8 protein-coding genes and 6 pseudogenes are annotated in these 10,976 nt (G+C 56.5%); 9 read left to right on the top strand and 5 right to left on the bottom strand.

The window, feature by feature from the left end; translation table 11 throughout:
- The 4 genes and pseudogenes from B142_RS13435 to B142_RS13785 form a co-directional block, all read left to right on the top strand.
- Nucleotides 1-168 (top strand): annotated as a pseudogene (locus B142_RS13435) (IS6 family transposase); the annotation flags it as partial.
- Nucleotides 169-249: 81 nt separating this feature from the next.
- Entirely contained in the window at nt 250-315 is a 66-nt protein-coding gene (locus tag B142_RS14325) for an erythromycin resistance leader peptide (protein ID WP_071569110.1), read from the top strand.
- A 99-nt stretch (nt 316-414) separates the two neighbouring features.
- Nucleotides 415-1,269, top strand: a complete 855-nt coding sequence (erm, locus tag B142_RS0111330; RefSeq protein ID WP_016459102.1) for a 23S ribosomal RNA methyltransferase Erm — start codon at nt 415-417, stop codon at nt 1,267-1,269.
- Nucleotides 1,270-1,433: 164 nt separating this feature from the next.
- Nucleotides 1,434-1,851 (top strand): annotated as a pseudogene (locus B142_RS13785) (transposase family protein); the annotation flags it as partial.
- Between the two features lie 488 nt (nt 1,852-2,339).
- Here B142_RS13785 and B142_RS0111320 read toward each other — a convergent pair.
- The 3 genes from B142_RS0111320 to B142_RS0111310 form a co-directional block, all read right to left on the bottom strand.
- The gene (locus B142_RS0111320; protein WP_018121662.1) at nt 2,340-4,106 is read right to left on the bottom strand and encodes a hypothetical protein; all 1,767 of its coding nucleotides are present in this window, start codon (nt 4,104-4,106) and stop codon (nt 2,340-2,342) included.
- Entirely contained in the window at nt 4,103-5,251 is a 1,149-nt protein-coding gene (locus B142_RS0111315) for a hypothetical protein (RefSeq protein ID WP_018121661.1), read from the bottom strand. Before B142_RS0111315 ends, B142_RS0111320 begins: the two co-directional genes overlap by 4 nt.
- 156 nt (nt 5,252-5,407) lie before the next feature.
- Nucleotides 5,408-5,635, bottom strand: coding sequence for a hypothetical protein (locus B142_RS0111310; RefSeq protein ID WP_018121660.1), 228 nt, complete (start codon nt 5,633-5,635; stop codon nt 5,408-5,410).
- A 315-nt stretch (nt 5,636-5,950) separates the two neighbouring features.
- Between B142_RS0111310 and B142_RS0111305 the strand changes: the two are divergent.
- The 3 genes and pseudogenes from B142_RS0111305 to B142_RS0111295 all read left to right on the top strand — a co-directional run.
- Nucleotides 5,951-6,283: pseudogene (locus B142_RS0111305) on the top strand (transposase); the annotation flags it as partial.
- Nucleotides 6,284-6,364: 81 nt separating this feature from the next.
- Nucleotides 6,365-7,513, top strand: a complete 1,149-nt coding sequence (locus B142_RS0111300; protein ID WP_018121658.1) for a hypothetical protein — start codon at nt 6,365-6,367, stop codon at nt 7,511-7,513.
- Between the two features lie 549 nt (nt 7,514-8,062).
- Nucleotides 8,063-8,239, top strand: a pseudogene (locus B142_RS0111295) (IS6 family transposase); the annotation flags it as partial.
- Nucleotides 8,240-8,293: 54 nt separating this feature from the next.
- Here the strand turns inward: B142_RS0111295 and intI1 are convergent.
- Nucleotides 8,294-9,049, bottom strand: a pseudogene (intI1, locus tag B142_RS0111290) (class 1 integron integrase IntI1); the annotation flags it as partial.
- 101 nt (nt 9,050-9,150) lie between these two features.
- Here intI1 and sul1 point away from each other — a divergent pair.
- Entirely contained in the window at nt 9,151-10,002 is an 852-nt protein-coding gene (gene sul1 / locus B142_RS0111285) for a sulfonamide-resistant dihydropteroate synthase Sul1 (protein ID WP_000946487.1), read from the top strand.
- Between the two features lie 127 nt (nt 10,003-10,129).
- On the top strand, nt 10,130-10,705 hold the full coding sequence (locus B142_RS0111280) for a GNAT family N-acetyltransferase (protein ID WP_018121655.1): 576 nt from the start codon (nt 10,130-10,132) through the stop codon (nt 10,703-10,705).
- Between the two features lie 83 nt (nt 10,706-10,788).
- Here B142_RS0111280 and B142_RS0111275 read toward each other — a convergent pair.
- Nucleotides 10,789-10,976 (bottom strand): annotated as a pseudogene (locus tag B142_RS0111275) (IS6 family transposase); the annotation flags it as partial.

Genomic DNA, 10,976 nt, shown 5'->3' with positions numbered 1-10,976 from the left:
CGGATCCTGGGGCCGAAAGGAGCATTCAAAAACCAAACGTCTGCCTACCGGACGTTGAAAGGGATGGAAGCGATGCACTCATTGCGGAAGGGGCAGGGCACGATGTTTGCCTATGGTCACCCGAATCCGGATGCAGTGATTGTTAGCCGGGTATTCGAGACGGCCTGACAACACAGGCACATAGCGTTGATCACACAATAAAAACGGAGCTTTCTTGGCTCCCGCCCCAAGTTGCAACAGCACCTTTAAATGGATATAATTAGACCCATGTTGATTTCAGGTACCGCTTTCTTGCGGTTGCGCACCAACCGCTAAGGCGGTTTCCTACCCCGTAGGTTAAAAACCGCTCCGGTCCTTTAGCCGGGCGGCTATTTGTCATGCCCGGCTCCCTTTCAAATCCAAGGAGCACACCTGATGTCTGCATACGGACACGGCCGTCACGAGCATGGCCAAAATTTTCTCACCAACCACAAGATCATCAACTCCATCATCGACCTTGTGAAACAAACCTCCGGCCCCATCATTGAGATCGGACCAGGAAGCGGTGCCCTCACTCACCCGATGGCCCACTTGGGGAGGGCGATAACGGCAGTTGAAGTGGACGCAAAACTAGCTGCCAAAATCACACAAGAAACCTCCTCGGCGGCGGTCGAAGTGGTCCATGATGATTTCCTTAACTTCCGGTTACCCGCCACTCCCTGCGTCATTGTGGGAAACATTCCCTTTCACCTCACCACTGCCATTCTTCGAAAGTTGCTGCATGCGCCAGCATGGACTGACGCTGTACTCCTCATGCAGTGGGAAGTCGCTCGCCGCCGGGCCGGGGTAGGCGCAAGCACGATGATGACGGCTCAGTGGTCCCCATGGTTCACATTTCACCTGGGTTCTCGGGTACCAAGGCCTGCTTTCCGGCCACAGCCAAACGTTGACGGGGGGATCTTAGTGATCCGCCGGGTGGGTGACCCGAAGATTCCGATAGAGCAGCGCAAAGCCTTTCAGGCGATGGTGCACACCGTTTTCACTGCCCGGGGACGCGGGATAGGGGAAATTCTCCGAAGGGCAGGGTTGTTTTCATCACGTTCAGAAACACAATCATGGTTGCGCTCGCGAGGAATCGACCCCGCGACCCTACCTCCCAGATTGCACACCAACGACTGGATCGATCTCTTCCAGGTGACTGGTTCCTCTCTACCTCACCATCGACCCATTTCACCATCGGGAAGTAGTCAACGACCTCCTCAACGGAAAAACCGAAGCCGGCGGCGTTAATCCCCACCAAAACCGAAATCCACCAGTAGTACTAAAAGGGCTCTTCCGGTTTTAGAGTGCATTGATTAGTTCGCCGGGGGTTCGGGCGTGGCACAAGATATTGGGGTCCTTGGCTTTGTAGGAAAAAGGTATCTAATCCATCCGTACAAAACTAAGGACCTACTGTGCAGCCTAACGGAAATGTCATCGTCGATACCATCTGCCGCACCGCAAAACTAGGAACTACTATCACCGGTGCCACAGAAAACGGTGACGTCACTGTTATTGAAGCCGAACCCGTCGAGCCGATCAATGAATGCCCTACCTGCGGGCAGCCTGGAGTATTCCGCGACCACGTCATCCGCAGCCTGGTCGATCTGCCCATCGTCGGCCACCCAACAACTTCATGTGCGCCTTCCACGCTACCGGTGCACCAACAAGCGTTGCTTGCAGAAGATCTTCCGTGCTGGCCTTGCCTGCACGCCCGACAATTCAAAGACCACGGACCAGGTGACCCACTGGATCCTGCAACGACTCTGCCTAAATCGGATGAGCGTTGCCGCTGCACCCAAGTCATTAGGCCTGGGGTGGGATATGAAGTGTCCCAGGTTTTGTTCCGTTTGATGAAACCCGTTTTTGAAACAACGTACGGAGCACAACGCACGCCGATGCCAAAGCTTCCGCAACATCGACTACCTCATCAAACCCACGACAGTGGGATTCACACCCTCAATCCCCACGCGTGCAATCTTCGCACCTCAAAGATTGAAAAATGAAAGAAACCGGAGGTAACATACCCTTTCGAGTTTGTTACTTCCGGTGGTGCAGTTTGTTCAACTGCTCATGGTGTGCTGTTCACATCCCATGGTCACACGGTAATTCTTGTGTACAGCTCCCGAGCAGCACTTATGTAATCTCCCGAGAATAAATTCCGCCTCAACTAGGCCAAAAAGTCGATGAAAGACCGTGCTATAAGTGGCCTCAGCAAGCAAACTTTTTTACTTTTGCCCTCCCGTTGACGGCAGAAGAAACTCGCCCTGCCGAAGCAGGACGAGTGTTAGTACATGCGTGCTAAATAGTTTCCAGACCTTTTAGGTTCGAGGTGGAGCCTTTACCGGGGTACGACCAAGGTCTTCTTCAATCATGCGCAGGCGCTTTTTCATCGAATCCTCCGATGGCCGCCGCCTAGCGTATGAATCCTGAATAGCCCGATTTGTTGCAGCTATCCACAGAGCAATGGTGATATAGAGCATTGGCTCTCGCCGAACGCCGCGCCTCAGGTTATCCATACCTGTGACGTAGTGGGATTTCATAATGGAAAACCGTTGTTCAGTAATGGCACGTGCGGATTCGTAGTAGACGGTGTGCTCCCACGAGCCTGGCACTAGCCCCCACTGGGCCCGTTTCCACTGCTCAGGCGTGTAGGTTTGAGTAATACTCGAGCTTGAGCAGCACCGGTACCGTGTGGCATCCCAGGACGGTGCAACAGTAGGGGCTCCATTTTCGGCAGAAACCATGGAAGCCGGCTTAAGCGGGCATTTCACCCTGCCTTGGACGGCGGGACAAACCAGATCGATTTTCACCGGAAGATCACCTTCAACTTCTTGTTTACTGGGTCTACCGCGGGTCGCCCGTTTACGATACGGACGCGAATTCGTGCCCATCAGCAGTGGAAATAGGGCTTCCATCTGTGCATCATGCTGTTCGAAACCGTCCGGTTCGTCGAGAAGATCCACAGTACGGCGGGTGATTTTCCCGTCACCTGCCAGGTGACGGGCCATGGGGCAGTAGAAATCGCCTGCGATCTGGACTGGGCCGCTCGACATGTCAGTCGTTCCTGGCGCATCTGAGGCCATGATGGTGCGCCACGAGATTGGATACCGCACAATAGGCGCGTACCCCGCATCGAGTACAACATCAGAAAACTGACGTTTGACGTTGTAGCCCATGTCCACGGTGAGAAAAGGGATCCGACCGCGTTTCGTGCGCTGGTCAAAGCCATTTTCTTGGTGGAAGCGAAGAGCACGCTCCAAGCTCATCACCGACCCGGAGCTTGGTTTGTCGATTGATATGGCGGTGATCACCGACGGTATGCCATAGACCGCCTGGGGTGGCCCGACCCGACTGACTGCAGTCACACCGAGGCCTACACCGCCTTTGGTGATGCGTCGGCTTCCGGCCTCGGCATGCAGGGAGTGGTCCTCGCGATCGCGGATGTAGAAGGCGCCGGAGTATGCTGCACCGCGTTGCTTATCGTCGCGGCTGCCCAGCCCTTGGGATTGACCAGCCAAATCGATGATCGTCTCATCCGCAACCACGTCGCCCTTGTATCCCGACGGGGACGGGTCATCGATAGACCCAGCTACGATGGCATTAACAACTTGGTGGAGGCGCTCACTGGCGACCACTGAGGCCTGCTGCTGCTCCTCGGTCCGCGCAGCCATCGTTTGACGATGAGCTCCGTTTTTGTCTCGGCGGGCACGGATATCCGGTAGAGAATCCAGCGGTTCCAGATATCTGGTCAGCCACATGGCGAATGCGCGGTAGGTTCCTTCCCCACTATATCCGTGCAGGTCAAGACCCAGTCGCTGCTGAGTGTCGCTATCCAGATCCCAGAGGGTACGCCAGATCTCTGCCATGGACGGCGCACGTTGAGTACCAATCAGCGCTAGTCCTATCGTTAAGACGGCAAAGATGGAGTAGCGTGGGCCAGTTGCCGTGCGCCCACCGATTCCTTTTGCCTGCCGTCGATAAAAATCGATGAACGTATGTGCTCCAGATTTGTCGATCACTTGTGCGCATTCCTCCAGGTAGGTGCGCGAAAAGGTCAACTTTTGTTCCTGTAGTGCGATCGTCATACCTCTGCAGCCTCCTTGGTCCGCAGCAGCGCATGCGCGATATCCGCGGACGAATAGTCCGGCAGCGATTCATCCAGGTCGTGCAGAATCCGTAAATCCGCGATGCCAGCGAGCTTAAGCAGCATTGCTGCGGGTATAGCCGGATCTGTGGCCAAATCGACCACCCAACGATTTCGCAATGCGGCCGCATTAAAACGCGGAAAACCCTGCTCATCCAACCTATCTGCAACATGACAAATTGCGTTGCGTGGCATGGTCTGCCCCACACAGGGAAAGACGAACCCACCGCCAGCCTCTTGGGCGCGGGTGAGCAGACGGTGCCCACGAATAGGGCACACGACCGGCACCACCCGACTAACCACGCCCTTTTTGCGTACCGCAACAACGACGACGGTTCTTTCCTGAAGTTCTAGCGCAGTGATATCGGTTCCGCGGAGACGTCGGATTTCTCCTGCCGACAAACCCGCTCCGGTGGTGAGATCCAAAATCACGAGCAGCTGCTGGCGCAAAGAGCCGCTCAGCGAGGGCACGATGGCGTACAGCTCATCTGCCAGTGGCTCGGAAGCTGGCGCGACAGCCTTCCGACGCGGACCGCGTGAGCGGTGCGGCTCTGGAAATTGGTTCGGATACAGTGCCCTACCTGCGGCGTACAGTATAGTGCGATAGGTGCGCTGTGCTCGACGATTGAAAACGTCATCTCTAAAAAGCCATCGATCGACAGCCTCCCTGACCAAGGCTCGCTCCTCATCGACCACACCATATACCAGCCCCTCGTCGTACAGATACCGCGCTAACACGCGGCACGCTTTCGCATCGGCGACCTCATCAAGCTCGCGCGTATGGGCCTGGACCAGCGCGGCCCTCTCGATTGCCTGCGAACGCAACGGGCCTACAGGACGCCGGATCCCCACATCCCGAAGTCGGGCATACCGATCTGCATCAGGGACGGTCCGGCGGGTCAAGCGTCGCACACGCTCAGGTGCTATATCTCCGGCCACCACCGTCAACGTCGCCGTACCACCAGCTCGACCACTCTTGGTTGGTTCGGAGCTTGGTGCTGCTGCTAAGGCCTTAAAACGCCCCATGATCGCACCCCGATTCCACGACGACGGGAGCACTGGAAAATTCGCGATTGCAAAACGCATTTAGGCATGACAAGATTGAGCCATCTCCTTCACATAGGTAGAACGTGTTGAATGGATATACTCACGAAAATTTCGACAAAAATTTTCGTGACCGCAGGGCACGATCTTGCAGGATCGGGCCCTGAATTTGTTTTCGGATTTGTCCGATAAGCAGTCTTAGGTCACAGATGCACCCCCTGCACCCTGACTATCATCACCACGGAAGCGACCTGCTTCGGAAAGCCACTGCGTCATCACATGCGACATGGAGCACCCGCGCTTCGCTGACTCAGTAGAAAGCTTCGCCACGAATGGCGCAGGCAAGCGTAATTCGACGCGCACAATCGCGTCGTCGGGCACTACCCGATGGGCCTTACGGCCAAAATGCGCTGACGGAATTTCCATCAACCCTCCTTCACACAGCTACCGACTCGCGACACGGGTGTGCCACGAGAACACAGACAAACGCCTGCGCCAGCCAGAAAAAATCCTGGTCAGTAGTGACATTAAAGTCACTTCAAATCAGTAACCCTGTGTGGGTTGTGTACCTTCACGTCAAAGCGTGGCCCGTCATGGGCTTTTATAGATTACCGGCTCCAACCGGTACAAAACAAATCATTCAATTACCTGCGCATTTGTCTGAGTTTCCACCACCGATCAACTTCACCCGCGTCATCTTGAGGCAGGTTTGCCATACCGCATGTAGAGTTCTGTGGGCAGAAGCTTCCTCACGTGGCCGACTACCTAGAGGAATCACTCGATGAGCTGTTAGCTTTTACTACCGCACCGAAACCGGTATGGACCAAGACCTGGTCCAATAACCCCACCGAACGGCTCAACCGAGAAATCCGACGTCGCACCGACGTCGTCGGGATCTTCCCACACCGTGAAGCCGTCATCCGGCCGGTCGGGGCCGTCCTTGCGAAACAACACGATGAGTGGATCCAGCAAAAACGCTACATATCGCTAACAAGCCTGACCCAGACCAAGAAGATCATCGCTGCCAACCTCGTCGACGACACTCCCACCGACGACAAGGAGATCGCCGCCTAATGCTTACCCAACCCCGCCCCCGAAACTAACCACATACTCGAAAGCCAGATACACCACTTCCCAGGACTTGACCTAAGGTCTATGCAGGACATCGTTTCTGCGACGCGTCTTCAACTAATGATGTTTGATAGAAACATGACTAAACCACACATCGAAGCCGCCAAAAGAGCCTCTCAAGTGTTGTACAACAGCGTCCTCAACGACCTCGACGAGGACAAGGCAGGTATCGGATGGATGACCGATCAAATCAATTGGAAGCACTCCGCGCTAATCGGCGAGTATCTCCTATCATCAATCAGCGGTGTCGAAACAGCACTGTCCACCAGCGCATTGTGCAATGAAAAATTCAGAGAACTCGAACTCTCTCAGAATATGAAAATTGCCCATGTCCAGAACTCTGACCGTAGCGCGAGGGATCCAATTCCGCCAGAGTTGAGCACGGTCTTTCATTCACCAAACAACGAGCTGCTCCACGTATTTAAAGACCATTCACTCATCTCACTCGCACAAGCACTAGACCGGCTCGCAGCAGTCACAGTCGCAGTCGGCGGGTTCAAAGAAAAACTCCTCCATACCGACTGCGGCAGAATCTTAGATATCGCAGCCAAAGCTCACAAAAACGGGAAATCCGGCAACACACTTCGCCCAGGAATTTTTGCCGACGTCGGAACTGCCGGGAGACAAGAACAAAACAACCTCTTAGGACTATTCCTAGACTGGCAAAGGCATGGTCCAGAAGATTGGCTCCCCTGGCTTAGGCAATATCGCAGCACAATTGTTCACCGCGCCCCATTCGTCAACTGGACCGCTCATACGAAAGGTCCCCATCAAAATCCGGGTGAATCAGTCATTCGACCCTTTTATCTACAACCAGGGTGGGCAGAAAGCGAATCGATGTACCGAACTGCCCGAAAAGGAATCCAAGACCTCCTCCTTATGCAACCAGCTCACACGATCCTGAGCGGATTGACTGAATCTACCGCACAGTATTGTCATTCAGTTCTCCGCTATGCCAATGAGCTTTGGAGTAAACGACGCGCGAACCCCGAACTTATCGTTCAATCCGCCGGAATGTGGCCAGAGCTGGAGTCCTCGAGCAAACTTTCATTCAAGGGATACAGCCCAAATCTCAAGATGGCCGGAAATTTTCTCGCTATCAACCCAGACCGAGTGAAACGACTAAAAGCCACGCAACTCCTAGATCGTCCAGCTGATAAGTGGCGTTCTTAAAGCACTTTGGCAGTCAGGGCATACCAAAACTTCACACGTCCATGTCTTCGGGCGCCGCGCGCAGGTCCTTTTGAATCCGCCACCGGAACTTGCTTAGACGCTTTTTCGTATCCCCCACTGCTTGCAGCGTCGAGCATTAACCGCCGCGTGGTCCGCAAACGCGTTGAGAACATGGTCGCTGTGGCTGCGAACCCAATGGACCCGCACCTCCATGCCCGCTGACCGCGCCTTTTTAATCTCCCGCCAGCAGTAGGCGATGTGCTCGTTACCCAACGAGGATGTGGACTTCCGCCAGGGGTGGAATAAAGCCTCGGTGGAGGATAAGTGACGGCTTGCGCAGCTGATGATGGAGATCCACATCCTTCCCGGAACGGCCGGAAACAAACGATTCGACCCCACGCGAGTCAAAATCGTCTGGAAAAACTAACCCCCGCTGTCCACAATCGTCAATTCGCTAATTGTGAAACAGTCACAATAATGGCACACTATTTCGGACATCCCGTGGCTGTAATTTCAGAGCCAAAAGACCTGCCGAAGCACTCAGTGTACACAATCGAGGGATTCGAAGTCATGCGAGCCCTGCGCAAAGGACAGGCTCGCCCCTGGTGCCTGCAGCCCGGCATCAGGGGCGAGGTGCGCCTTGTGGAGAGAGCTTTTGGCATTGGGCCCTCGGCGCTGACGGAGGCCATGGGCATGCTCAACCACCATTTCGCAGCAGCCGCCTGATCGGCGCAGAGCGACAGCCTACCTCTGACTGCCGCCAATCTTTGCAACAGAGCCCATGTGATGGCGACGCACGACACCGCTCCGTGGATCGGTCGAATGCGTGTGCTGCGCAAAAACCCAGAACCACGGCCAGGAATGCCCGGCGCGCGGATACTTCCGCTCAAGGGCGTCGGGAAGCGCAACGCCGCTGCGGCCCTCGGCCTGGTCCTTCAGCCACCATGCCCGTGCACGCGACAGCTGCTCGCGCAGGCTGGGTGCCAAGCTCTCGGGTAACATCAAGGCCCGATCCTTGGAGCCCTTGCCCTCCCGCACGATGATCGTGCCGTGATCGAAATCCAGATCCTTGACCCGCAGTTGCAAACCCTCACTGATCCGCATGCCCGTTCCATACAGAAGCTGGGCGAACAAACGATGCTCGCCTTCCAGAAAACCGAGGATGCGAACCACTTCATCCGGGGTCAGCACCACCGGCAAGCGCCGCGACGGCCGAGGTCTTCCGATCTCCTGAAGCCAGGGCAGATCCGTGCACAGCACCTTGCCGTAGAAGAACAGCAAGGCCGCCAATGCCTGACGATGCGTGGAGACCGAAACCTTGCGCTCGTTCGCCAGCCAGGACAGAAATGCCTCGACTTCGCTGCTGCCCAAGGTTGCCGGGTGACGCACACCGTGGAAACGGATGAAGGCACGAACCCAGTGGACATAAGCCTGTTCGGTTCGTAAGCTATAATGCAAGTAGCGTATGCGCTCACGCAACTGGTCCAGAACCTTGACCGAACGCAGCGGTGGTAACGGCGCAGTGGCGGTTTTCATGGCTTGTTATGACTGTTTTTTTGTACAGTCTATGCCTCGGGCATCCAAGCAGCAAGCGCGTTACGCCGTGGGTCGATGTTTGATGTTATGGAGCAGCAACGATGTTACGCAGCAGGGTGACGGTGTTCGGCATTCTGAATCTCACCGAGGACTCCTTCTTCGATGAGAGCCGGCGGCTAGACCCCGCCGGCGCTGTCACCGCGGCGATCGAAATGCTGCGAGTCGGATCAGACGTCGTGGATGTCGGACCGGCCGCCAGCCATCCGGACGCGAGGCCTGTATCGCCGGCCGATGAGATCAGACGTATTGCGCCGCTCTTAGACGCCCTGTCCGATCAGATGCACCGTGTTTCAATCGACAGCTTCCAACCGGAAACCCAGCGCTATGCGCTCAAGCGCGGCGTGGGCTACCTGAACGATATCCAAGGATTTCCTGACCCTGCGCTCTATCCCGATATTGCTGAGGCGGACTGCAGGCTGGTGGTTATGCACTCAGCGCAGCGGGATGGCATCGCCACCCGCACCGGTCACCTTCGACCCGAAGACGCGCTCGACGAGATTGTGCGGTTCTTCGAGGCGCGGGTTTCCGCCTTGCGACGGAGCGGGGTCGCTGCCGACCGGCTCATCCTCGATCCGGGGATGGGATTTTTCTTGAGCCCCGCACCGGAAACATCGCTGCACGTGCTGTCGAACCTTCAAAAGCTGAAGTCGGCGTTGGGGCTTCCGCTATTGGTCTCGGTGTCGCGGAAATCCTTCTTGGGCGCCACCGTTGGCCTTCCTGTAAAGGATCTGGGTCCAGCGAGCCTTGCGGCGGAACTTCACGCGATCGGCAATGGCGCTGACTACGTCCGCACCCACGCGCCTGGAGATCTGCGAAGCGCAATCACCTTCTCGGAAACCCTCGCGAAATTTCGCAGTCGCGACGCCAGAGACCGAGGGTTAGATCATGCCTAGCATTCACCTTCCGGCCGCCCGCTAGCGGACCCTGGTCAGGTTCCGCGAAGGTGGGCGCAGACATGCTGGGCTCGTCAGGATCAAACTGCACTATGAGGCGGCGGTTCATACCGCGCCAGGGGAGCGAATGGACAGCGAGGAGCCTCCGAACGTTCGGGTCGCCTGCTCGGGTGATATCGACGAGGTTGTGCGGCTGATGCACGACGCTGCGGCGTGGATGTCCGCCAAGGGAACGCCCGCCTGGGACGTCGCGCGGATCGACCGGACATTCGCGGAGACCTTCGTCCTGAGATCCGAGCTCCTAGTCGCGAGTTGCAGCGACGGCATCGTCGGCTGTTGCACCTTGTCGGCCGAGGATCCCGAGTTCTGGCCCGACGCCCTCAAGGGGGAGGCCGCATATCTGCACAAGCTCGCGGTGCGACGGACACATGCGGGCCGGGGTGTCAGCTCCGCGCTGATCGAGGCTTGCCGCCATGCCGCGCGAACGCAGGGGTGCGCCAAGCTGCGGCTCGACTGCCACCCGAACCTGCGTGGCCTATACGAGCGGCTCGGATTCACCCACGTCGACACTTTCAATCCCGGCTGGGATCCAACCTTCATCGCAGAACGCCTAGATGTGATGTCCAGGGACGTTGTTCTGGCCCCCGCCCGTAATGACACCGTGCCGATTCAAGAAGTATCTGTCCAGACCGCTTGCCATTGAAGGCATGGGTGCTGTTGCAACTTGGGGCGGGAGCCAAGAAAGCTCCGTTTTTATTGTGTGATCAACGCTATGTGCCTGTGTTGTCAGGCCGTCTCGAATACCCGGCTAACAATCACTGCATCCGGATTCGGGTGACCATAGGCAAACATCGTGCCCTGCCCCTTCCGCAATGAGTGCATCGCTTCCATCCCTTTCAACGTCCGGTAGGCAGACGTTTGGTTTTTGAATGCTCCTTTCGGCCCCAGGATCCGCTTTAACCGGCCATGATCGC

It is taken from the genome of Corynebacterium propinquum DSM 44285 (genome assembly GCF_000375525.1).
Lineage (GTDB): Bacteria > Actinomycetota > Actinomycetes > Mycobacteriales > Mycobacteriaceae > Corynebacterium > Corynebacterium propinquum.
Note: the sequence above shows the minus strand (reverse complement) of the source record. Positions and strands in the feature narration are given on the sequence as shown.

Bases quoted from the DNA above. Each gene is read 5' to 3' on its own strand.
- erm (WP_016459102.1), top strand. From the start codon at position 415: ATGTCTGCATACGGACACGGCCGTCACGAGCATGGCCAAAATTTTCTC.
- B142_RS0111320 (WP_018121662.1), bottom strand. From the start codon at position 4,106: ATGACGATCGCACTACAGGAACAAAAGTTGACCTTTTCGCGCACCTAC.
- B142_RS0111315 (WP_018121661.1), bottom strand. From the start codon at position 5,251: ATGCGTTTTGCAATCGCGAATTTTCCAGTGCTCCCGTCGTCGTGGAAT.
- B142_RS0111310 (WP_018121660.1), bottom strand. From the start codon at position 5,635: ATGGAAATTCCGTCAGCGCATTTTGGCCGTAAGGCCCATCGGGTAGTG.
- B142_RS0111300 (WP_018121658.1), top strand. From the start codon at position 6,365: ATGCAGGACATCGTTTCTGCGACGCGTCTTCAACTAATGATGTTTGAT.
- sul1 (WP_000946487.1), top strand. From the start codon at position 9,151: ATGTTACGCAGCAGGGTGACGGTGTTCGGCATTCTGAATCTCACCGAG.
- B142_RS0111280 (WP_018121655.1), top strand. From the start codon at position 10,130: ATGGACAGCGAGGAGCCTCCGAACGTTCGGGTCGCCTGCTCGGGTGAT.